Here is a 22,718-nt window from a genome sequence, read left to right as displayed (position 1 = left end):
GCCGCGCTCACGCCCACGAGGGCACACCCCGCCGCACGGTCGTGAAGGAGGCAAGCCCATGACGGCCTGGACGAACGACGAGCTGACTCGGATCGAACACGCCGAGGAACTTCAGATGGCCCCCGCGCGCAGCGACGGAACGCCCCGCGCACCCGTGCCGATCTGGGTCGTCCGCGACGGCGGCGACCTCTACGTCCGCTCTTTCCGCGGCAGCGCCGGCGCCTGGTACCGGGCGGCCCGGGCCAGCGGCGAGGGCCGTATCCGCTCCGGCGGCGTCGACAAGGACGTCGCCCTCGTCGAGGTCACCGACCCCGGCGTCAACGACCGCATCGACACCGCTTACCGCACCAAGTACGGCCGCTACGGCGCGAGTTACGTCGATCCCCTGGTGGACGCGCGGGACACGACCCTGAAGCTCGCTCCCCGCTGAACAGCGGCTCTGTCACCTCTCCAGGAGAAGCACCTTGCTCGGTCTCGAACTCGTCGTGGTCCTGGGCGTGGCCGTGCTGGTGGGCAACGTCGCGGGACAGCGCCTGGGCATCGCCCCACCCGTCGTCCTGCTCGTGACGGGCGTGCTCCTGGGATTCATCCCAGCGGTACGGGAGGCACAACTGCCCCCGGAAGTCGTGCTGTTGCTCTTCCTGCCGGTGCTGCTGTACTGGGAGAGCCTGACCACCTCCCTGCGGGAGATCCGCACCAACCTGCGCGGGATCCTGCAGCTGAGCACCGTACTCGTCATCCTCACCGCCTGGGCCGTCGCCGCGACGGGGCACGCTCTCGGGCTGCCGTGGGGGCCGGCCTGGGTGCTCGGTGCGGCCATGGCGCCCACGGACGCGACGGCGGTCGGCGTCCTCGCCCGCGCCCTGCCGCGCCGCCAGGTCACCATCCTGCGGGCCGAGAGCCTGATCAACGACGGCACGGCCCTGGTCGTCTACGGCCTCGCCGTCGGCATCACGGTCGGCGAGGAACACCTGAGCATGCCGCACGTCGGCGGGCTGTTCCTGCTCGCGTACGGCGGTGGAGCCCTGGTCGGGGTGGTGGTCGCGTGGGTCAACATGAACCTGCGGCGGCGGCTGAAGGACCCCCTGCTGGGCAACCTGGTCATGATCCTGGCACCCTTCACCGCATACCTGCTGGCCGAACTCGTCGAGGCGTCCGGCGTCCTCGCGGTGGTCGTCAGCGGCCTGATCATGTCCCAGGTCGCCCCGCGCATCATCCAGGCCGAACACCGCACGCAGGCACTGGCGTTCTGGCCGCTGGCCACCTTCATCATCAACGGGGCACTGTTCGTCCTGGTGGGGGTGGAACTTCAGTACGCCGTCCGCGACCTGGGACGCGCCGATCTCCAGGACGCGCTGATCGCGGTCGGTGTCATCTGCGTGGTGTTGGTCGCCGTGCGCTTCGCGTTCCTCTACGCCTCCACCTACCTGGTCCGGGCGTTCGACCGCCGTCCCCAGCAACGCATGCTTCGCGTCGGTCACCGGACCCGGGTGGTCAACGGGCTGGCCGGATTCCGGGGTGCGGTCTCGCTCGCCATGGTGCTCTCGGTGCCGCAGACCCTCGACTCGGGCGAGCCGTTCCCCGACCGCAGCTTCATCGTCTTCGTCACCTCCGGCGTCATCCTCGTGACGCTGGTGGTGCAGGGACTGCTGCTGCCGGTGGCGGTGCGGTGGGCGAAGCTGCCGCCCGACACGTCCGTCGACGAAGAACACGACCTCGCCGAGACCACCGCCATCGAAGAGGCGATCAAGGCGATGCCTCAGCTCGTCGCCGACCTGCAGAGCAATCCGAAGATCGCCGAGTGGCTGCGCCAGGAGTACGAGGCCCACCTGGCATCCGTCCGCGCCAGGAGCGCGGGCGCCCACGACGACCCCGCCGTGCTTCAGCACCAGGACTGCCTCGCACTACGCCTGGCCCTCATCGCCAACAAACGCGCCACCGTCGTCAGACTCCGCGACGAGCGCCGGATCGACGACACCGTACTGCGCCGCCTGCAGGCCGCCCTCGACAGCGAAGAGGTGCGTCTGTCGGGAGGCGCGGCGGTCGAATGACTCATCCCTGACGAAGGACTTTCCATGAAGGCCATAGGACTGACTGCATTCGGCGGGCCTGAGGTACTGCGGGTTGTGGACCTTCCGATCCCCAAGGCCGGGCCGGGCGAGATACGGATACGGGTGCACGCGGCGACGGTCAACCCCGTCGACACGTTGGTGCGCCGGGGAATCGCTTTCGTCTCCGACGCCGAACCGCCCTACGTTCCCGAGATGGACACGGCGGGAGTGGTCGAGCAGATCGGCAAGGGAGTCGACACCGATCTCGCCGTCGGCGACCACGTCATGGCCGTCGTGGTCGTCTCCGGAACGCACGGAGCGTACGCCGAACACGTGGTCGTGCCCGCCGAATCAGTGGTCCGCGCCCCTGCGGGTGCGACCGCCATCGAGGCCGCCACGCTCCCGATGAACGGACTGACGGCCCACATGGCTCTGGACCTCCTGGAACTTCCCGCGGGCGCCACCGTGGCTGTCACCGGAGCGGCCGGCGCGGTCGGCGGCTACGCCGTCCAGCTGGCCAAGGCGGACGGGTTGCGGGTGATCGCCGACGCGGCACCGAAGGACGAGCTACTGGTGAAGGAACTCGGCGCCGACGTGGTCCTGCTGCGAGGTACCGCGTTCCCGCAGCTGGTGCGCAAGGAGATACCCGCCGGTGTCGACGGACTCCTCGACACCGCGGGCATCGCCACCCTCGCCATCCGCGCGGTACGCGACGACGGCCGGATGGCATCATCGGTCGGCGGCATCCAGGTACCGGCCGAACGCGGCATCGAGACCCGGAACACCTTCATTCCGCAATACGCACGCGAGCACTCCAAACTCGACCGCCTACGCGAACTGACGGAGAAGGGCAGCCTCACCCCTCGGGTCGCTCGGACCCTGCCGGCCGGGCAAGCCCCCGAAGCGCACCGACTGCTGGAGGCAGGCGGCCTCCGGGGGCGAGTAGTGCTCGCTTTCTGAGCATCCGATCGGGGACAGCAGCGGCCTGCGTCCAGTAACTGCTTGTGACCGCCAGACGAATCGAAGGAGCTTCCGCAGCGCGCCCAACCAACCGTGTGCAGAGCCGTTCTCTGGGGAGAATCTGGGGAGTAGGAGCGGCTCTGGGGAGCGCGTGGGGAGAATCGACTGCGCAACCGAGCGCCAGCCTGAAAGACCCAGAAAGAAGGATCGTCCCAGGCCAGAGACTTGATCAGCGGCATCGCTGCAGGTCAGAGCCGCCTCGTAGACAACTTCAAGAAGATTTCTTCTTGGGCGGCTATTTTGTTCGCGCCAACGTTGGTCGGGACGATCTACGGGATGAACTTCGATCGGATGCCGGAGTTGCACTGGGTACTTGGATACCCCTTCGCCATCATCCTGATGGCGGTGGTGTGCACCAGTTTGTACGTCATCTTCAAGCGGAAAGACTGGCTCTGAGCAATCGCTGCAGCAGGCGCCGCCATGAGGGGGCAAAGCTCGGCGCTGGACCGGGCCGATGACATCCCCTGGGGCCCGGTCGGCTCCGTCTTCGCCGAGGGCATCGACCATGCCCTCCGCGTCGGTGAACGTCTGGAGGTCGGCCTGGGCGGTTTCGACGCCGGTCTGTTGTCCAACCAGGTGGCCCTGTTCGGTGGCGTCGGGCGGTCCGGGCTGATCTGTCGGCCGCCGGCCTGTCGGGAGGCTGGGCGTCGCGATCAGACGGCGACCGGCGGATCGCGGGGTGGATCGCGGGGTGGATCGGGCGGCGGGTCCTTGCGCAGGGTGGTGGTGATGGCGTCGCCGATCTCCCGGGTGAGGGCGGGCCGTTCGCCGGTCAGGCCGAGTTCCTGGGCCAGGGTGATGGCGTGCAGGTCGACGGTGGCCTCGACGAGATCGGCGAACACCGCTGTCGCCGCGCGGCCCCGGATCCATGCCGTGGCCGCGACGACCGCGGCGGCGGGCAGCGCCGGCCACCACCAGGCGCCCAACAGCAGGTACAGCGCGGCCCATCCGGCGAGCCCGAAGGCGGCGCCGTAGGCGTCGCGGGCGGAGAGGAGTTCGGCTCGGACGGCGTCGGGCACCGTCAGCCAGAGCCGGGGCCAGGCGGCGCCGAGGTCCAGGTCGTAGGCGTCGTACACCCGCTGGTCGACCGCGTGGAGGCGGTCGCCGATCCAGGTGGGCCGCCGGGGGCGGACGAGGGCGATGGCGTCGCGCCGTTCGATGGCCCTGGCCAGTTCGCCGCGGGTGCCGGCCGCCTCGCACGCCGCGTCGGCCTGGCGCCAGCGGCGGACCCGGCGTCGTACGAGAAGGCGCCCGGGCCATCGGTCGCCCCGGCTGGTCCACAGGCGCTCCACGACGACGGCCGACGCTCTCGCGCACAGTCCGGCCAGCGTGGCCGCCGCCAGTACACCGGCAGCCACGAGGAGGATCGCACCGGCGTTGGAGGCTCCTGGGTGGGCGGCCAACCGGTCGACGGCGGACCGGAGTTCAGCCAGGTCCAGGGCGTGAGTGTGGCCCAGTACGACGGCGGCGGCGACAGCGGCGAGGTAGCCCACCCCGGGCAGGACGAGCAGGGCGAGCCACTTCTCGGCGGCCTTGCCGGCGAGGGCGGACAGGAAGGTGGTCACTGCCGGACCCGGTCATAGACGAAGGGACGGCCCGTCATCGCGCACACGGGGGCCTCCGGGTACAACTCCGCGCTCGCCAACAGCTCGCAGGGGTGGGCGGCCGGGCAGGTCCACCGGTGCACCACCGGATGGCCGGGGCTGTTCCCCGGGAGGGTCGGCACGCCCTTCGTCGCCCTGGTCACGATGCCGAAGCCGGCCGCGGCCATCCGGTCGTCCAGGGTGTCCAGCCGGCGCTCCAGCACGGAGCGTGCCATGGGTTCGTCGCCGCGCAGCGCCGCGAGCACAGCCGCGACGAGTTCCGCCGCGCCCGCCGCACGCGCCGCCTCCTCCAGCTCGCCCGCACCCATGAGTGTGCACACGCGACTGAGCCGTTCCGCGAGTTCGTCCACCGAGAGGCCCCCCTGCCTTCGCGATCGCCATGTTCTTTGCATGATCCCGGAGTTGGGGACTCTACGGGGCCCCGGGATCCGGCGCATCCCGCTACGGTGGTCGGCGGTGTGGCGCCGGTGTGATGCCGGGGCGCCGCGGGGGACCAGAAGGAAGCAACCGAGCAATGAGCAAATGGAAGCGCCGCAGACTGCTCTTCATGGCGGACGTGCATGAGAGGCGGGGCACCGACCCGTCCGACGTGCTGGCCGGGCTGCACGAACTGGCGGCCGAGGATCCGTACGATCTCGAAGTGCTGCTCGCTGCCGCGGAGTTGCTCGCCGACCGCGCCGGCCGCGGAACCGGCACGGCGCGGGGAGCGGACCTCGCGGCCTCGATCGCCCTGTTGCACCGCTGTGTTCCGCTGGTGCCGCCGGGCCACCACAACCGCGGCCGGGTCTTCAACAGCCTGGGGCAGCGGCTGTTCATGCTCGCGCAGGGCACCGACTCCCCCGAGCCCGTGGCCGAGTCGGTGCTCGCCTTCCGCGAGGCCGTGGCGGCGACGCCGCACGGCGACGGCATGCGCCAGGTGAACCAGTTCTTTCTGGCGGTCCAGCTCGGTGAGCACTTCGAACGGAGCGGGGACCGGGACGCCCCCGTCGAGGCCGTCCAGGTGGCACGCGAGGGCTACGCCACCGTCCCGCCCGGCGACGAGCTCCGCCCCATGTTCCGGACGGCCCTGATCACTTCGCTACGGCATCTCGCGGGCGCCACCGCACAGGTCGAACCGCTCCAGGAAGCCGTCGGCCTCGCGCGCGAGGCGCTGTCCGAGGCGGACAGCACCTCCGACCGTGCCGGGGCGCAGTTCGATCTCGTGCGCGCTCTGCGGGCGCTGTACGACGCGACGACCGACGCGCGACTGCTGGTCGAGGCGGTCGACCTGAGCGAACAGTGCCTCGCGGCCACACCGCGGCGCGATCCCGAGTTCGACACGCGTCGGACACGTCTCGCCTCCGCCGTCAGGCTGCTCGCACAGGACCGCAGGGACCCCGACCTGATGCGTCGGGCCATCGACCTGATGCGGGCGACGATCGAGACGCCGTCGGCCGCCGACGAGCACGCCGACACTCTCATCGACCTCATTCAGTCGCTGGCTTCCCTGCACACCATGACCGACGACCCGCTCGCGCTCAGGGACGCGGAACTGACCGCCCGCACGGCCCTGGCCGCCGCGCCCGACCCCGGCCCCTGGCGCACGCAGGCTCAACTCACCCTGGCGGAGACCCTGTTGTACCGCTCCAGCGTGGACGCGCGCGGCGCGGACGCCGTAGCACTGCACGAGGCGCTGGGGCTGTTCCAGCACGTGGCGGCCGCCACGCCGCCAGACCACGGGGAGCGCGGCGATCGCCTGTGGCAGCTGGGTGTCACCCTGCGCGACCTGGCCCGGCACGGCGACGGCGACACGGCCGCGTGGCGACGGCAGGCACGGCATGTCTTCGCCGAGGCCGCGTCCGCCGCCGGACCGCCCAACGTACGGATCAAGAACTACCAGCACCTGGGCGCCATGGAGGCCGCCCTCGGCGACCCGCACGCCTCACTCGCCGCCTACGAGGCCGCAGTTGCCCTGCTGCCGCAGCTCACCCCGGACTGGCTGTCCTACCGGGGCAACATCATCGAACTCAGGCAGATCGAGGGACTGCCGGACGGTGCCGCTGCCGCCGCACTGGAGCTCGGCAGACCGGAACGGGCCCTGGAACTCCTGGAGTTGTCGCGCGGAATCCTGCACGGCCGGACCCTGGAGGCCCGTGACCTCAGGCTGCTGCGGCACCGGTCACCCGAGCTCCACGCCGAGTTCCTGCGGCTGCGCAGCGCCCTCAACTCCGGTGCGCGCAACGGGAACGGCGGGATCGACGGGAACGACGAGAACTGGGCCGACCTGATGGGCCGGATCCGGAACCTCGACGGCATGGCGGGCTTCCTGCGGGCGCCCTCCGTCCAGGCGCTGCGCCGCCACGCCGAGCAGGGTCCCGTAGTGGTCGTGAACATTTCCGAGCGCCGCTGCGACGCGCTCATTCTGCGGGCGGACGCCGAACAGCCCGTCCAGACGGTCCCGTTGACCGGCCTGACCCAGGCCGACGTCGTCGCCCAGCTCCTGCGTCTGACCGGTGCTGTCTTCGCCGCCCCGAACGACCCGTCGCTGCTCGCCCGGCGGGACGCCCAGCGGGACCTGGACGCGATCCTGCGCTGGCTGTGGGACCGCGTCACCTCACCCGTGCTCGACGCGCTGGGCCTCACCGCCCCGTCCTCCGACACGCAGCCCCCGCCCCGCATCTGGTGGTGCCCGGTCGGCCTGATGGCGTACTTCCCGCTCCATGCCGCCGGCCGTCACGACAGCGACGCGCGGGCCGGGAAGGCGACGGTGATGGACCGGGCCGTCTCCTCCTACACCACCACCGTGCGCGCCCTGGCCGACCGGTTCAGTCCCCCGGCGGCCGGTACGACCCCGCACACACTGGTCGTGGCGGTGCCGGACGCCGAGAACGCCCCCTCGCTGCCGGGCGCGGCGGCAGAGGCCGCGGCGCTCGCGGAACTGCTGCCGAACTCCCTGGTCCTGTCCGGCGCGCAGGCCACGTACGAGAACGTCGTCCGCGCGCTGCCCGCCCACCCCGTCGCCCATCTCTCCTGCCATGGCCTCACGTCCTGGGAGAACCCCGCCGCGGGCATGCTGCTGCTCCACGACCACCTCACCCGGCCGCTGACCGTGGAACAGCTCTCCGCCATGGAGCTGCCCCACGCGGACCTCGCCTACCTGTCCGCGTGCAGCACCTCCCACACGCACCCGTACAGCGCCGACGAGGCGCTGCACATCACCGGGGCCTTCCAACTCGCCGGATACCGACGCGTCATCGGCACGCTCTGGCCGGTCGACGACACCACCTCGGTGGAGATCACCCGCGCGACCTACGCCGACCTCACCCACGGCGGCAGCACCCCACCCCGCACCGAGCTGTCGGCCCGGGCCCTGCACCGGGCCGTACGCGCCCTGCGTGACCGGTATCCGGCCAGCCCCTCACTGTGGGCCGGGTATGTCCACGTCGGTCACTGAAGGCCCTTGGCGAAGATGCGTCCCGTCTCTTCGGTCCAGGTCCGCAGGCGCGACGTCCGGTCGTGTCAGGCGCCGCCGATCCCGCCCTCCTTGCCCGCGGCGAGGGCCAACTCCAGCTCGACCGGCCCGAATTCGGCGTACGACAACCGTCGTCGGACACCGGTGACGGTCCGCCCGACTCCCGGGAGGGGGCCCGCGAGACGCTCGTGTCAGGCCTGCGGTGACCGGGTCAGAGCAGTGCCTCGGGACGGATCGGCAGGTCCGTCAGGCGTTTGCCCGTCGCGTTGAACACCGCGTTGCCGATGGCGGGCGCCACCCCGACGATGGTGATCTCACCGAGTCCCTTCACCCCGATCGGATCCGCCTGCGGATCCTCGGTGTTGACGAAGGCGGCGTCGAGGTCGGGGACGTCCGCGTTCACCGGCACCAGATAGTCGGCGAGGCTCGCGTTGACGATGCGGCCGTCGCGGTGGTCGGTGACGGTGCCTTCGAGGAGGGCCATGCCGATGCCGCCGACCATGCCGCCGATGGCCTGGCTGTGGGCGAGTTTGGGGCTGATCACCCGCCCCACGTCGTACGCCGCGAAGATCCGCCGTACCCGGACGAGGCCCAGCAGGGGGTCGACGGCGACCTCGGCGAAGACGGCTCCGTAGCCGTAGGAGGAGATCCTCGAATCGGCGTCGCCCGGGCCCCAGTTGCCGGTGATGTCGAGGCTGGGCAGACCGGCGCGGCGCAGGATGTCCCGGTAGCTGTCCCGGGCGCCGGATGGCTCCAGTCGGCCGTCCCGCACTCGCACGTCCGCCGGATTCGCGCCGTGGAGAGGCGAGTTGGGGTCCGCCACCGCCCTGCGGATGAACTCCGCCCTCAGCGCGTTGCAGGTGGTGTGCGCGGCCGAGCCGACGCTCGCCATGGTGCAGGCCGCCGCGTGCAGGGGCGCGGTGGGGTAGCTGGAGTCGCCCAGCCGGAAGGTGACCGCCGAGGCGGGCAGTCCCAGGGCGTCCGCGGCGACCTGCATGACCGAGGTGGTGGTGCCGGGGCCCATGTCCGCGGAGGCCGCGAAGACTTCGGCGGCGTCGTGACCTTCGTGCCGCTGTTCGTCATGGTCGCCAAGCTCGGCATGATCAACACCTACCCGGCGCTGATCCTGCCGTTCGTGGCCTCGCCGCTCGGGGTGTTCCTGATGCGGCAGTTCATCCTGGACCTCCCCGACGAACTGCTGGAGGCGGCCAGGATCGACGGCGCCGGGCAGGTCCGGACGTTCACCCGGATCGTGCTGCCGCTGTGCGGACCACCGCTGGCCACGCTGGCGATCATGTCGTTCCTCGGCTCGTGGAACAGCTTCCTCTGGCCGCTGGTCGCCGCCCAGACCGAGGACAAGTACACCCTCCCGGTCGCCCTGGCGCTCTACTCGCAGGGCCAGAACTCCACGCAGTACGGCCTGCTGCTGGCCGGTTCCGTCCTGGTCATCACGCCCATGGTCGCGCTGTTCATCGCCCTGCAGCGGTACTTCGTCCAGGGCATTGCGAGCGCCGGCATCAAGTAGCCCCGCGTCTCCCGGAGTTCACCGAAACCGGCCGGCCCGCGACAGGTTCGGCCTCCCCCACACACGAGAGAGACAGACCAGCCGATGACGCAGACATCGACCCCCTTCCCCGACGGATTCCTCTGGGGTGCCTCCACCGCCGGCCACCAGATCGAGGGGAACAACGTCAACAGCGACTGGTGGCGCAGGGAGCACGACCCGGCGGCGAACATCCACGAGCCGAGCCTCGACGCCTGCGACAGCTACCACCGCTGGGCGCAGGACATGGACCTGCTGGCCCAACTCGGCTTCACCGACTACCGGTTCGGCATCGAGTGGGCCCGCATCGAACCGGAACGCGGCTTCTTCTCCCGGGCCGAACTCGCGCACTACCGGAGCATGGTCGAAGGCGCCCGCGCCCGCGGTCTGCGCCCGATGGTGACCCTGCACCACTTCACCGTCCCGCGCTGGTTCGAGGACCTCGGCGGGTGGACCGCCGACGGAGCCGTCGAGGCGTTCATCCGGTATGTCGAGGCCTGCGCGCCGGTCATCGCCGACGGAGTCGGCCATGTGTGCACCATCAACGAACCGAACGTGCTCGCGATCAGCGCGGCCGCCGACCGGACGGGCGAGCCCGCGTGGCCGTCGACGGGCGGCGCCATCACCCCCGACGAGAAGACCACCCACGCCCTCGTCGCCGCACACCACGGGGCGGTCGCGGCCGTACGGCGCATCAACCCCGCCATCCGGGTCGGCTGGACCGTCGCCAGCCAGGTCTACCAGGCACTGCCCGGCGCGGAGGAGGCCACGGCCGCCTACAGCCGGCCCCGTGAGGACGTATTCATCGAGGCCGCCCGCGGCGACGACTTCATCGGCGTCCAGTCGTACACCCGCACCAGGATCGGGAACAACGGGCCCGTCCGGGCCCCCGAGGACGTCGAGCGGACGCTGACCGGGTGGGAGTACTACCCCGGCGCCGTGGGGTACGCGCTGCGCCACACCGCCGAGGTCATCGGCGACGGCACGGCGCTCATCGTCACCGAGAACGGCATCGCCACGGCCGACGACACCCGCCGCGTCGACTACTACGCGGGGGCGTTGGAGGCGGTAGCCGCCGCGATGGAGGACGGGATCAACGTCGAGGGCTATCTGGCCTGGAGCGCCCTGGACAACTACGAGTGGGGCAGCTACCGGCCGACCTTCGGCCTGATCGCCGTCGACCCGGTCACCTTCGCGCGCGCGGCCAAGCCTTCGGCGATCTGGCTCGGCGGCCTCGGCCGCAGCCGCGAACTGCCGCGCGGCGCCTAGCAGTTGGTGGCTCCTCAGCGCGGGAGCCGGTGGGGCCCTGACACCCGCCGGCTCCCGTCCTCGCCGTGCGGGGCCGACCCCACGCGCACGCCCCGCACGGCGAACCCCCGTCCAGAAAGGCCACGGCGTTGTCCGTATCCCCCGCCACCGACCCCCACCGGCCCGCCGTACACCTGCGCCCGCCGACGGGCTGGATCAACGACCCCAACGGCCTGTCCTTCCACGACGGCCACTACCACGTGTTCTTCCAGCACAACCCGCACAGCCCCCGCCACGGGAACATCCACTGGGGCCACTACCGCAGTCCCGACCTGGTCCACTGGCAGCTCCTCCCACCCGCCCTCGCCCCCACTCCCGGCGGCCACGACGCCGACGGCTGCTTCTCCGGCAACGCCGTCAGCGACGGCGAACGGCTCGTCGCCTTCTACTCCGCGCACCGCGCCGACCGCTGGTGGCAACCCATCGCCGCCGCGGAGTCCCTTGACGGAGGCCTGAGTTGGGCCAAACGACCGGAACTGGTGATCCCCGAGCCGCCGTACGGGACGACGATGTGGCGTGACCCCTATGTGTGGCGGCAGGAGGGCGGGTGGCGGATGCTCGTCGGCGCCGCTCTGGACGACGGCCGGGGCGGCGCGTTCCTGTACGAGTCGGACGACCTGGAACGCTGGACGTACCGGGGCCCGTTCGCCGTCGGCGGCGGCCCGGACACCGGTTGGGAGTGTCCGCAGTACGCCGACTTCGGCGCCAGGGGCGGTGCGCTGATCATCAGCGACTGGAGCCCGCGGAACGGCCCCCGAGGCACCCTGGTCCTCACCGACCGGGGCGGGCCCGTCCTCCTGGACCACGGACCCGACTTCTACGCCCCCGCCCTGCTGTCCGCTCCCAACGGCCGTCTGCTGCTGTGGGGTTGGACCTGGGAGGCCCGCGACGACGACTGGGTGGAGGAGTCGGACTGGGCGGGGCTGCTCACCGTCCCGCGCGAAGTCACCCTCGCCGAGGACGGCACGATCCACCAGCGGCCCGCCCGCGAACTCCTCGCCCTGCGCGGCCGGCAGCAGCTCAGGTCCGCCGGTTGCAGCACCTCGTACGACCCCGTCGACCTCGGACAGGTCGGCCGCTGCTTCGACCTGACGGCCCGCCTGACGTCGTCCGGATCCGGGTTCCTGAGGCTGGCCACATCCGCCGACGGCACCGAACACCTCGACATCCGGCTCGACATGACGAACCGTCAGCTCGTCGTCGACCGCGACCACGCCTCGCTGGACCCACGGGCACGCGGCGGATCGTACGCACTGCCCTGCCCGGCGACCGATTCCGATTCCGTTGAACTGCGCCTGATCGTCGACCACTCCGCGGCCGAGCTGTACCTGTCCACCGGGCGGACCCTGACCCTGCGCTTCTACCCCACGGGCGACACCCCCTGGCGTATCCAGGTCGGCGGGGACCTCGACTACACCGTAGAAGCATGGGAGTTGTCGCCGATCACCGTGGAATGCGACTCCGCCCCGGTCGGCACCCCGGTCTGAACAGGCCACCTCACCCACACGATCGACTTTCCTTGGAGTTCGTTTTGGAGCACTCGGTTCGTACGGCGGCCTACCTGGATCCGAAGGAGTCCCTGGACGTCAGGGTCGATGACCTGCTGGCCCGGATGACCCTGCCGGAGAAGGTCGGGCAGTTGCTGCAACTCGACGCCCGCGGCGATCTGTCGGACATCGTCTCGACCAAGCTGGCCGGGTCGATCCTGCACGCCTCGCCCGAGCGGATGTACGAGGCCATCGACCTGGCCCGGCGGACCCGCCTCGGCATCCCGCTGCTCACGGCCGACGACTGCATCCACGGCCACTCCTTCTGGCCCGGCGCCACGATCTTCCCCACCCAGCTCGCCATGGCCTGCACCTGGGACCCCGCGCTGCTCCGACGAGCCGCCCGGGCCACCGCGACCGAGGTCTCCGCGACCGGCATCCACTGGACGTTCTCGCCGGTGCTGTGCGTCACCCGCGACCTGCGCTGGGGCAGGGTGAACGAGACCTTCGGCGAAGACCCTTACCTCATCGGCGAGTTGGGGGCCGCGATGGTGGCCGGCTACCAGGGCGACGGCCTGAGCGACCCCACGGCGGTCCTCGCCTGCGCCAAGCACTTCGCCGGTTACTCCGAGACCCAGGGCGGACGGGACGCGAGCGAGGCCGACCTGACCCCGCGCAAGCTCCGCTCCTGGTTCCTGCCGCCGTTCGAGCGGGCGGCCCGGGCCGGCTGCCGCACCTTCATGCTCGGCTACCAGTCCATCGACGGTGTGCCGATCACGGCCAGCAAGTGGCTGCTCAAGGACGTCCTCAAGGGTGAATGGGGCTTCACCGGAACCCTGGTGACCGACTGGGACAACGTCGGCCGGATGGTCTGGGAGCAGAAGGTCTGCGCCGACGACGTCGAGGCAGCCGTCCGTGCCGTCGACGCCGGCAACGACCTCGTCATGACCACCCCGGAGTTCTTCGATGCGGCCCAGACGGCGGTCGCCCGCGGCCTGACCGACGAGAAGCAGATCGACGAGGCCGTACGACGGGTCCTGCGCCTCAAGTTTGAGCTCGGCCTCTTTGAGAACCCCCGCGCCCCCGACGCCGAACGGCAGAGCGCTGTCATCGGCTGCCGCGAGCACGCCGACCTCAACCTGGAGACCGCGCGCCGCTCCCTGGTCCTGCTGCGCAACGACGGAACCCTTCCCTTCGCGGGCGGGCTGACCGACGACGGACACGGCCGCGCCGTCAGTGCGGGCCCATCCCGCACCATCGCGGTCATCGGCCCCAACTCCCATGACCCGCATGCCATGTTGGGCGACTGGGCCGGGGCTTCCGGCCAGGTCGACTGGATGCCGGACGGACATCCCCGCGAGCTGGTGGAGACCGTGCTCGACGGGGTGCGTGCCGTCGCCCCCGCCGACTGGACGGTCACCCATGCCCGGGGCGCCGACATCGAGGTCCTCGTCCCCGACCCCACCGGCCCCTACTGGCCCGACGGTCAGCCGAAACCGCCCGTCTTCAGCTCCGCACCGGTCGACGAGGCACAGCTGCGGGAAGCCGTGGCCACTGCCCGGGCCGCCGACCACGCGGTGGTCGTGGTCGGCGACACCATCGCCCTCACCGGCGAGGGCTGTTCGACCGCGACCCTGGACCTGTACGGCGGCCAGATCGCGCTCCTCGACGCGATCGCCGCCACCGGCACGCCCATGACCGTCGTCCTCGTCCAGTCCAAGCCCAGCACGCTCCCCGACTCCGCGCTCAACGCGGCAGCGCTCATCGAGGCGTTCAACCCGGGCATGCGCGGTGGCCGCGCCATCGCCGAACTCCTCCTCGGACTCATCGAACCCAGCGGCCGGCTGCCGATCTCCTTCGCCCGCCACGTCGGACAGCAGCCCGTCTACTACAACCAGGTGCGCGGCCAGCACGGCACCCGCTATGCCGACCTCACCCAGGATCCGCTGTTCGCGTTCGGCGAGGGGCTCAGCTACACCACCGTCACCTACTCCGCGCTCACCCTGCGGGAGCAGGACGTGCCGGCCGACGGCACGGTCCACGCGACCGTACGCCTCACCAACACCGGCGACCGTCCCGCCCTGGAGACCGTGCAGGCGTACGTCAGCGACCTGACCACCAGCGTCACCTGGGCCGAGCAGGAACTGAAGGCGTTCGTCCAGGCCGAGATCGCCCCGGGCGAAAGCGCCGACATCGCCATCGAGATCCCCGCCGCCCGCTGTTCCCTCGTCGGCGCCGACAACCGACGAGTCGTCGAACCGGGCGAGTTCGAACTGCGGGTCGGTCCCAGCTCACGACACCGGCACCACCTGACGGCACGCTTCCGGGTACAGGACTGACACGGCCGACGCATCAGGCAGACGCCTCGCCGGTCCGATCGACGCCCCACTGAAACCTTGATCATCTCTAGACCATTCCAACAGTCAGCCGTTCCACGAGGCCCGGTACTCTCGCGACGGACTTTTCCCCCCACGTCGAGTTCCATCACACCACCCCATCGCGCACAGGAGCCGTCGTGGCATCGAGCACATCTCGCATACGCAGACCGAGAGCCACCGCCCTGGCGCTCACCGCCGCGGTGGCCACCGTCACCGCTCTGGTCCCCGCGAGCCCCGCGACCGCCGCCGGATACCCGACGGTGGCCGGTCCCTGGAGCGCCGCCACCGCGCTGACCGGTGCCGACGGGCAGCAGACCCTGATCGACGTCAAGACCGCCGACGACGGCACCACCTTCGCGCTGTGGCGCGACCGGGCGGCCGACAGCACGAACTGGAACTTCGACGTCGCCGTCAAGACCGCCGCGAGCAGCACCTGGGGCGCCGCCCACACCCTGGCCACCGGCCGCGAGAGCACCTCCCCGGCGGTCCTGACCGTGACGCCCGGCGGGCAGGCCGTCGTGACCTGGGTGGAGGGCAAGTACGTGGACGACGACCTTGCCGCCGTCGCCGCCACCTGGACCCCGGCGCAGGGCGGTTGGTCGGATCCGACGCCGATCATCGCCGCGGACCCGGACGACACCTACCTCGGCCTGCCCCGGCTCGCCTCGGCGGCCGACGGCACCCTCACCGCCGTATGGGTCCAGGGCTCGTTCAACGACTACAAGGTCATGACAGCCACCCGCGCCCCGGGCGCCACCGCCTGGTCCACGGCCCAGCCGCTCGCCTCGGTCACCACCGGTTCCGTCTACGACTTCGCGCTCGCCGTCGCTCCCGACGGCTCGGCCACGGCGGTGTGGGACGTCTACGACCAGGACGCCACCGGCAACCGGTTCACCGACTTCACCGCCACCCGTCCTACGGCGGGCGGGAGTTGGAGCGACGCGGCCGTGCTGCCCGGCGTGGGCTACACGACCGGTGACGTCCAGGTGGCGTCCGACGCCCAGGGCGTCACCACGGTGCTGTGGCACGGCGCGGACGCCGCCGACGACGGATACGACCTGAGCTCGGTCACCCGGACGTCCGCCTCCGCGAGCTGGGGCGACGTGCAGACCGCGGTCGCGTCGACCTTCAACTACAGCGACGGCAGCGACCCGCTCATCGCGCCCAATGGCGACCTCACCTATGTATGGGCGGGCTGGAGCAACGCCGACCGTGAGACGGTCGTCAAATCGGTCACCCGCTCCGCGAGCACCGGCGCCTGGTCCGCCCCGCAGACTCTGTCGACCGGTTTCGTCCCCTTCGACGTGGACGCCTCCATCGGCGCCGACGGCACCGTCCAGGTCGTCTGGCCGCAGGTGCCGAGCATCGACAACAGCGACGTCTTCTCCCTCGAGTGGGCGTTCCGCGCCGACGGCACCTGGAGCAAGGCGACCGCCCTCAGCAGCGCGCCCGCCGTCTCCGGCACGGATGCGCTGTACGGCGAGGTCGCCGCCGGTCCCGACGGCCGGGCCACCGTCCTGTCGCGCAAGGCCGTGGGCGACGGCGACTTCACGTCCCAGGTCTCGGCCCAGTGGCAGACCCTGCTGACCAAGCCGGCGATCACCTCGAAGGCCAAGCTGAGCGGGACCGTCCGTACCGGCTCCACGGTGACCTGCAACGCGGCCTGGACCGGCACCGGCGCCAAGGTCGCCTGGTCCTGGCTGCGCGACGGCAAGGTCATCTCCGGTGCCACCGGCAGGACCCGCGCCCTGACCGTCTCCGACTACAAGCACAAGCTGTCCTGCCGGGCCACGGTCACCAACAGCGCCGGGTCCACGCCCTCCACCTCCACCGCCGTCACGGTCGCGGCCGGCGCCGCCCTGAAGGTCACCAAGGCGGTCGCGATCACCGGCACGGCCAAGGTCGGCCACAGGCTCACCGCCGCCCACGGCACCTGGTCGCCTACGGCCACCTCGTACACGTACGTCTGGAAGCGCGACGGCAAGACCATCAGTGGAGCCACCAAGTCGACGTACGTCCTGGTGAAGGCGGACAAGGGGCACAAGATCACCGTGAAGGTGACGGCCAAGCGGTCCGGCTGGACGAACGGTTCGGCGACGACGCACGCGGTCGTCGTGCACTGAGGGCCGTAGGACGGGAGGCACCCGGTCGTGTACCGATTGCCTCCCGTTCAGCCCTTCCTGACGTGCGGTCAGGAGAGTCCCGTCGGCCGGGGTGAAGCAGCGGGGCGTTGTCAGTGGTGGGTGGCAGCATCGGGTGCATGACGGATTCCACGGCATTCGACTGGCGGACCTTTCTCCTCAGGTGGAGCGAGGAGTGGGCGGATTCCCTGCCCGACGACGAGGGGCGGGGCGAGGACGACGAGGCCGCGCGGCGGACGCGCCGGCTGGGGTTCCCGCCCGCCTCCGCGGAGCGGATAGCCGCCATGGAGGAGCGTCTCGGCCGCCGGATGCCCCCGTCGTACCGGGAGTTCCTGGAGGTCAGCGACGGGTGGCGGCACGCGGGCGGGTTCGTGTCGCTGCTGGCGGGGACCGGGGACGCGCGTTGGCACAACGACGGTTCAGGACTCGCGGACGAGTTCGAGGAGTACCTGGACGAGGACTCCTCGCCCGAGGAGCGGCGGGTGGCCGGCCTCTGGCGGCGCGCGCTGCAGCTCGACGTCGAGTCCGACGTCACCTACATCCTCATGGATCCCGAGGACGTGGACGAGGACGGTGAGTGGGCCGTGTACACATGGGCGAGCTGGCGGGCCGAGCCGCCCGAACGGCACGCGAACTTCCGTGAGTTCATGCGGGACATGCACCGCGAGTTCCACAGACTGCGGGCGCACCGGAGCGACGGGGAGCCGGTGTTCGCCAACGACACGACGCGAAGGCTCGACGCCTTGATGGAAGAGGCCCGGCTGGAGGCGCTGCGCGGCGGCTGGGAGCGGGCCGCGAAGGGCCTGGACGAGGCCAAGGGGTACGGCAGGGCGCGAGCGGCGGGGCTGGGTGACCAGATACGCCGACTGCTCGGACGGACCTCCATGGTGTACTTCGACGGCCTGGTGACGGACCCGCGGTACGCGCCCGAGCTGTTGCCACCGCTGGTCGCCGAGCACGCGGCGCACTCGTACCGGGACGACTCCACGCTGGTGTTCCAGCTGCGGGGCGCCGACGACGACCTGGTGTCACTGGCTTACGCGACGCTGGGTCAGGTGCGGGACGGCACGTACCGGTACACGGCGGCCGGACCGTTCGGGGAAGCGGTCGAGCGGGCGCGGGAGTTGACGCGGTGGGGAGACACCGACGGGGCGTGGCGGACACTGATGGCTGCCCTGCCCCTGTGGGAACCGCTGGGGCCGGACCAGCTGGCGCCGCTGGGGTGGGTGGCCGACCCGGCACTCGGGCCGCTGCTGACTCCGGAGCGTGGCCGCGAGCTGCTGTCCACTCCGCGAGGCGGGCAGGCCGGCGAGACTCCGAGGCCGACGGCCGGACTCGACCCGGGCGACCTCGCGTGGCTCGCGGACCCGGACCCGGGCAACAACCGCACGTCCTACCGGTTCGTCCTGGTCGAAGGCGCGGAGCCGCAGGAGTTGCCCTCACGTCTCACGGACGGGAACGCGGACGCGGACGCGGCGGACACGAACACGGACACGAACACGGACGAGACCGCGCACAGCACCGTGCTGAACGAACCCATGACCTTCTGGGAAGCACGCCGCAGAAAGGCGCACAGCCGAAGGGAGTTCTCGTCCTACGACGACAGAGCTCTCATGACGGTCGGCCGGGCCGGCACCGGCTGGAGTTTCGCCTTCGACGGCGATCCCGCCCCGTTCAACCGGCTGCGCCTCGTCTCCCCGGCCGCGTCCGCCAGCGCGGGCACCCGCGCGGTGGTGGTGTGGAGCGGCCTGAGGTCACAGCACGGGAAGCCGTTCTTCCACCTCTCGGTGGCACGAGACGGTGCCGAGCAGTACGCGTTCACGTACACGGACGGAGAGATCCAGCAGAGCGGGGAGATACCGCAGGCGCTGACGCCGAGCCGGTTCTTCGGTGGTCTGGAGGACGCGGCCGAGGCCGAACGGCCGCTGCTGGAAGCGGTGTCCGAGGAGTTCGGTGTGTCCCTGCCGCGTCACGCCCTCGTGAAGGGCCGGCTGCACACCTTCACCACCCGTTCCTGGACCCGGCCGCCGAAGGACGGCGAGGGGTACCTGGTGATTCGGATGCATCCGACGCCCACGCGCCCGGCGGAGGGCTAGCGGGCGGGGAGCCGCCTGTGGGTCTCGCGCGGTCAGCGCACCCCGCGGAACGTCTCGCGGACGTCGCCGACGTAGGCCTCGGGGTTCTCGTAGTGGCCGAAGTGGCCGCCCTTGTGGTGGGCGTTGACGTTGATCGCGTTGAACACGGCGCGGGTGGGGCCGTTCTCGAAGGCGGCGATGCGGTCTTCGACAGTGCTGACGCCGGGCGGGTGGACGTCGCCGAGGAGGAAGGTGAAGCCGGCCGGGGGTTCGACCACGGGCCGGCGGTCGTGCAGCGGGGTCCAGGGGTGGCGGACCGTGTCGCGGTACATGCGGATGGAGGTGCCGATGGACTGGGTGACCCAGAAGACGGTGGCCCGGGTGAGGATGAAGTCGCGGGAGAAGACGGCGTCGAAGTCGTTGTTCTTGTCGCTCCGCTTCTTCCACCGTGGCAGCAACCGGGCGAGCATCCCGATCGGAGAGTCGTTCAGACCGTGGGTGAGCGTCGGCGCGTCGAGCATGTGGACGGCGACGTGGGAGGCGTACGCGGCATGCAACTTGACGATGTCCGCGCGCAGTTCGGGCGAGGCCTCCGCGGGGATCGGCGCACCGCCCGTGAGGTCCCGGAAGCAAGGCCCCGTACTTCCTGACCGCGGCCGTGGCCCCCGCGATGGTGGAGGCCGGCGGCAGGGCGATCATCAACCTCGGCTCCTGGATCGCGCGTCTGGGCATCGCGAGCCCCCTCTACAGCTCCACCAAGGGAGCCATGGAGACGCTGACCCGGGCCTGGGCCGCGGAGTTCGGGCCGCAGGGCGTCCGCGTGAACGCGATCTCCCCGGGGGTGGTGCCGGCGCCGGCGGCGCGGGAGACCCGGACCGCCGAGATCATGATGAAGGGCACCCCCGCGGGCCGGATGGGCACGCCCGAGGAGATCGCGAACGCCGCCGTGTACCTGGCCGGTGACGACTCCTCGTTCGTGCACGGCATCGTGCTCGACGTCGACGGCGGCTGCACCACCGCCGCGGTCATCGCCCACTGACACTCAGGCCCCCACCCAAGAACTCCCGCCTACGGCACCCCCGCCTCGAACAGCACATACCCGGCGTACGACCCCGACGCGACGGCCGCGATGCCCAGCAGCAGGCACAGCGTGGGCAGACCGAGGGTGCGGAGTTTGACGGCGAGCGGGATGAAGAGGGGGAAGCACGGGAGCAGATAGCGGGAGACGTTGCCGAAGATCTGCTGGCTGCCCAGGACCAGGGCGAGGGTGAGCAGGGTGTAGACGGTCAGGACGGCCGGAGGGCGCAGGCGGATCAGGAGGGGGATCAGGAGCGCGGCCAGCAGGACGGTGAGCACGGCGATGGTGTCTTCGAAGGGGAACGCGAACAGGTAGTCGAAGCGACCGACCGCCATGGAGCTGAAGACGTCGGCGGTCTGCTTGCCGTAGTCGAAGGTGTGTCCCCAGGCGCCCTTCTGGAGCGCGAAGTAGCCGACCAGGTTGCCCATGCGGTTGCCGACCCAGAGGAGGTAGCCGGTCAGGCCGAGCGGCGCGATCAGCATGGCGACCCAGGGAGCCGCCATGTGCTCCTGGCGGCGGTGGAGTGCCTGGAGCGCGGCGACGATCAGGGCGGCGATGAGCGCCACGGCGGTGGGGCGGTTGAGGCCGGCGGCGAAGGTGAGGACGCCCGCGGTGAGCCAGCGGTCGGTCATGACGGCGTGGCAGGCCCAGACGGCGAGGGCGACGTAGAGGGACTCCGAGTAGGCCGACCACTCCATGCCGGAGCCGGGCCAGACCGCCCACAGTCCGGCGGCGGCCAACCCGGCTCGCCTGCCTCCGAAGCGGGCGGCGACGGCGTAGATGCCGAGCGCGGCGGCGAACGACGCGACGACCGAGACCAGCATCCCGGAGCCGTACAGACCCAGGCCCGTGCCGTCCGAGACGAGTCGCATCGTGGCCGGGTAGAGCGGGAAGAAGGCCGCCGAGTTGCCTTCGAGGGTGATCAGTCCGGTGGCGCCGGGGACCCGGACGAGTGCGGGGTCGTAACCGTGTGCGGCGATCTGCTGGTACCACCAGCCGTCCCAGGTGGCGAGTACGTCCCAGGCGTGGGCGCCGCCGCCGAAGCGCGGGTTCCTCGTCCGGAAGCCGCCGTCGGAGTCCAGCAGGTACATGAAGACGGCGAAGCCGATGAGCTTCAGTAGGCCGTACAGCGCGAGCACCGGGCCGTAGTACCGGGTCATCCGGCGCAGGCTTGCCCCAACGTCCTTGCGGAGAAGTGGAGTTGTGGTCGCGGAGACGGGCCGTATCAAGGTCGTCGTGTCGCTCATGCCGTCGTCGCCTCCGTCTCGTGGCGGCGACCGGTGCGGAACACCCAGGCCCGGAAGAGCAGGAAGCGTACGAGAGTTGCGGCCAGGTTGGCGGCGACCAGGACCCCGACTTCCGTGGTGCGTACGGGAGTTGGTGTCGTGCGGTGCAGGAGTGCCAGTGCGCCGCTGGTGAGGGCGAGGCCGATCGTGAAGACCAGGAGGCCCTGGGCCTGGTGGCGCAGGGCGCCGACCCGGCCGCGCAGCCCGAAGGTCAGGCGGCGGTTCGCGGCCGTGTTGGCGAGGGCGCAGAGCAGCAACGCCAGCGCGTTGGCGGCCTGTCCGCCCGTCGCCGGGCGCAACGCGACGTACAGCAGGACGTATCCGACGGAGCTCACCGCTCCCACGGCGGCGAAGCGCAGCAGTTGACCGGCCAGGCCCGCCGCACGCGCGTCGCCGGCGGCCCGGCGCAGCCCCGCCGTCGGGAGTGTGCCGCGCGCCAACTGCCGTCCTATGCGGGCGATTCCGCGCAGGTCGGCCAGGGCCGTGGACAGGAGGTCGACCCGACTGTCGGGGTCGTCCACCCAGTCGACCGGTATCTCGTGGATCCGCAGTCCGGCCCGCTCGGCGAGCACCAGCATCTCGGTGTCGAAGAACCAGCCGGTGTCCTTCACCAGGGGCAGCAGCCGCTCGGCGACATCACGCCGTACCGCCTTGAAACCGCACTGCGCGTCGGAGAAGCCGACGGCGAGGGTGGAGCGCAACAGGGCGTTGTAGCAACGGGAGATGGCCTCCCGCTTGGGGCCGCGCACCACCTGGGAGCCGTGGGCCAGGCGGGTGCCGATCACGAGGTCGGAGTGGCCGGAGATCAGCGGGGCGACCAGCGGGAGGAGTGCGGTCAGGTCGGTCGACAGGTCCACGTCGACGTAGGCGAGCACGGGCGCCGGTGACCCGGACCAGGCCGCGTGCAGCGCCCGGCCCCGACCCTTCTCGGCGAGCCGCAGCCACTCCAACTCGGGCAGTTCGGCGACGAGTTGGGCTGCTATGTGCGGGGTGCCGTCCGTACTCGCGTTGTCCGCGACGGTGATGCGGAACGGGTACGGGAACGTCTCCAGCAGGTGTGCGTGCAGTCGCCGTACGCTCGGTTCGAGGTCCTTCTCCTCGTTGAACACGGGGACGACCACGTCGAGGACGGGCTCGCGGTGGTGTGCCGACACCGGTGTGCGGAACGGTAGTTGACTCGACCTGCTCGTCGTCATTGTCACGTTCTGTCCAAGTCTGTGGGCCGTCACGGGGCATGCCGGTATCGCCTGCGGGCAGTGCCGCGTTCAGGGATTGCGGGTGGGGGGTGTTCCGGCG

General features: G+C 71.0%; 17 protein-coding genes and 2 pseudogenes. 13 read left to right on the top strand and 6 right to left on the bottom strand.

Features of this window, described 5'->3' with window-relative positions:
- Positions 1 to 58: 58 nt before the first annotated feature.
- The 4 genes and pseudogenes from OG588_RS39650 to OG588_RS39635 all read left to right on the top strand — a co-directional run.
- Positions 59 to 430, top strand: a complete 372-nt coding sequence (locus tag OG588_RS39650) for a DUF2255 family protein (protein WP_405951446.1) — start codon at positions 59 to 61, stop codon at positions 428 to 430.
- A 34-nt stretch (positions 431 to 464) separates the two neighbouring features.
- A complete protein-coding gene (locus OG588_RS39645) occupies positions 465 to 2,051 on the top strand; it encodes a Na+/H+ antiporter (RefSeq protein ID WP_405951445.1) in 1,587 nt (528 codons plus the stop codon).
- 24 nt (positions 2,052 to 2,075) lie between these two features.
- On the top strand, positions 2,076 to 3,011 hold the full coding sequence (locus OG588_RS39640; protein WP_405951444.1) for an NADP-dependent oxidoreductase: 936 nt from the start codon (positions 2,076 to 2,078) through the stop codon (positions 3,009 to 3,011).
- 264 nt (positions 3,012 to 3,275) lie between these two features.
- Positions 3,276 to 3,467 (top strand): annotated as a pseudogene (locus OG588_RS39635) (CorA family divalent cation transporter); the annotation flags it as partial.
- Between the two features lie 257 nt (positions 3,468 to 3,724).
- Here OG588_RS39635 and OG588_RS39630 read toward each other — a convergent pair.
- On the bottom strand, positions 3,725 to 4,636 hold the full coding sequence (locus tag OG588_RS39630) for a hypothetical protein (protein WP_405951443.1): 912 nt from the start codon (positions 4,634 to 4,636) through the stop codon (positions 3,725 to 3,727).
- Entirely contained in the window at positions 4,633 to 5,025 is a 393-nt protein-coding gene (locus OG588_RS39625; RefSeq protein ID WP_405951442.1) for a hypothetical protein, read from the bottom strand. Before OG588_RS39625 ends, OG588_RS39630 begins: the two co-directional genes overlap by 4 nt.
- Positions 5,026 to 5,189: 164 nt before the next feature.
- Here OG588_RS39625 and OG588_RS39620 point away from each other — a divergent pair, with 164 nt between their 5' ends.
- Positions 5,190 to 8,108 (top strand): CHAT domain-containing protein, encoded by a 2,919-nt coding sequence (locus OG588_RS39620; RefSeq protein ID WP_405951441.1) that lies wholly within the window; start codon positions 5,190 to 5,192, stop codon positions 8,106 to 8,108.
- Between the two features lie 62 nt (positions 8,109 to 8,170).
- Positions 8,171 to 8,332 carry a hypothetical protein gene (locus OG588_RS39615; RefSeq protein WP_405951440.1) on the top strand — a complete coding sequence of 54 codons (162 nt, stop codon included), beginning with the start codon at positions 8,171 to 8,173 and terminating at the stop codon, positions 8,330 to 8,332.
- Between the two features lie 5 nt (positions 8,333 to 8,337).
- On the opposite strand, the gene OG588_RS39610 is transcribed toward OG588_RS39615, so the two are convergent.
- Positions 8,338 to 9,297, bottom strand: coding sequence for a xanthine dehydrogenase family protein molybdopterin-binding subunit (locus OG588_RS39610; protein ID WP_405953317.1), 960 nt, complete (start codon positions 9,295 to 9,297; stop codon positions 8,338 to 8,340).
- Here OG588_RS39610 and OG588_RS39605 point away from each other — a divergent pair.
- The 6 genes from OG588_RS39605 (at position 9,184) to OG588_RS39580 (ending at position 19,079) form a co-directional block, all read left to right on the top strand.
- Complete coding sequence (locus OG588_RS39605; protein WP_405951439.1) at positions 9,184 to 9,651, top strand: carbohydrate ABC transporter permease; 468 nt, start codon at positions 9,184 to 9,186, stop codon at positions 9,649 to 9,651. The genes OG588_RS39610 and OG588_RS39605 overlap by 114 nt on opposite strands.
- Before the next feature lie 84 nt (positions 9,652 to 9,735).
- Entirely contained in the window at positions 9,736 to 10,938 is a 1,203-nt protein-coding gene (locus OG588_RS39600; protein ID WP_405951438.1) for a family 1 glycosylhydrolase, read from the top strand.
- Positions 10,939 to 11,066: 128 nt separating this feature from the next.
- A complete protein-coding gene (locus OG588_RS39595) occupies positions 11,067 to 12,464 on the top strand; it encodes a glycoside hydrolase family 32 protein (RefSeq protein WP_405951437.1) in 1,398 nt (465 codons plus the stop codon).
- Positions 12,465 to 12,508: 44 nt separating this feature from the next.
- Entirely contained in the window at positions 12,509 to 14,803 is a 2,295-nt protein-coding gene (locus tag OG588_RS39590; protein ID WP_405951436.1) for a glycoside hydrolase family 3 N-terminal domain-containing protein, read from the top strand.
- Between the two features lie 176 nt (positions 14,804 to 14,979).
- The gene (locus OG588_RS39585; RefSeq protein ID WP_405951435.1) at positions 14,980 to 16,965 is read left to right on the top strand and encodes a hypothetical protein; all 1,986 of its coding nucleotides are present in this window, start codon (positions 14,980 to 14,982) and stop codon (positions 16,963 to 16,965) included.
- A gap of 137 nt (positions 16,966 to 17,102) precedes the next feature.
- Positions 17,103 to 19,079, top strand: a complete 1,977-nt coding sequence (locus OG588_RS39580) for an SMI1/KNR4 family protein (protein ID WP_405951434.1) — start codon at positions 17,103 to 17,105, stop codon at positions 19,077 to 19,079.
- Between the two features lie 32 nt (positions 19,080 to 19,111).
- Here the strand turns inward: OG588_RS39580 and OG588_RS39575 are convergent, their stop codons facing one another.
- Positions 19,112 to 19,615: a hypothetical protein gene (locus tag OG588_RS39575; protein ID WP_405951433.1), complete on the bottom strand. Its 504-nt coding sequence runs from the start codon at positions 19,613 to 19,615 to the stop codon at positions 19,112 to 19,114.
- A 74-nt stretch (positions 19,616 to 19,689) separates the two neighbouring features.
- Between OG588_RS39575 and OG588_RS39570 the strand changes: the two are divergent.
- A pseudogene (locus tag OG588_RS39570) lies at positions 19,690 to 20,097 on the top strand (SDR family NAD(P)-dependent oxidoreductase); the annotation flags it as partial.
- 29 nt (positions 20,098 to 20,126) lie between these two features.
- Here the strand turns inward: OG588_RS39570 and OG588_RS39565 are convergent.
- Together OG588_RS39565 and OG588_RS39560 are read right to left on the bottom strand one after the other, a co-directional pair.
- On the bottom strand, positions 20,127 to 21,383 hold the full coding sequence (locus OG588_RS39565; protein ID WP_405951432.1) for a hypothetical protein: 1,257 nt from the start codon (positions 21,381 to 21,383) through the stop codon (positions 20,127 to 20,129).
- The gene (locus OG588_RS39560) at positions 21,380 to 22,618 is read right to left on the bottom strand and encodes a glycosyltransferase (protein ID WP_405951431.1); all 1,239 of its coding nucleotides are present in this window, start codon (positions 22,616 to 22,618) and stop codon (positions 21,380 to 21,382) included. Before OG588_RS39560 ends, OG588_RS39565 begins: the two co-directional genes overlap by 4 nt.
- Positions 22,619 to 22,718 lie beyond the last annotated feature (100 nt).

The sequence above is a fragment of the Streptomyces prunicolor genome, from assembly GCF_045162825.1.
Classification (GTDB): domain Bacteria; phylum Actinomycetota; class Actinomycetes; order Streptomycetales; family Streptomycetaceae; genus Streptomyces; species Streptomyces prunicolor.
Note: the sequence above shows the minus strand (reverse complement) of the source record. Positions and strands in the feature narration are given on the sequence as shown.

Coding starts and splice junctions, on each gene's coding strand:
- OG588_RS39650 (WP_405951446.1), top strand. CDS start 59: ATGACGGCCTGGACGAACGACGAGCTGACTCGGATCGAACACGCCGAG.
- OG588_RS39640 (WP_405951444.1), top strand. CDS start 2,076: ATGAAGGCCATAGGACTGACTGCATTCGGCGGGCCTGAGGTACTGCGG.
- OG588_RS39620 (WP_405951441.1), top strand. CDS start 5,190: ATGAGCAAATGGAAGCGCCGCAGACTGCTCTTCATGGCGGACGTGCAT.
- OG588_RS39600 (WP_405951438.1), top strand. CDS start 9,736: ATGACGCAGACATCGACCCCCTTCCCCGACGGATTCCTCTGGGGTGCC.
- OG588_RS39580 (WP_405951434.1), top strand. CDS start 17,103: ATGACGGATTCCACGGCATTCGACTGGCGGACCTTTCTCCTCAGGTGG.
- OG588_RS39565 (WP_405951432.1), bottom strand. CDS start 21,383: ATGAGCGACACGACGACCTTGATACGGCCCGTCTCCGCGACCACAACT.
- OG588_RS39560 (WP_405951431.1), bottom strand. CDS start 22,618: ATGACGACGAGCAGGTCGAGTCAACTACCGTTCCGCACACCGGTGTCG.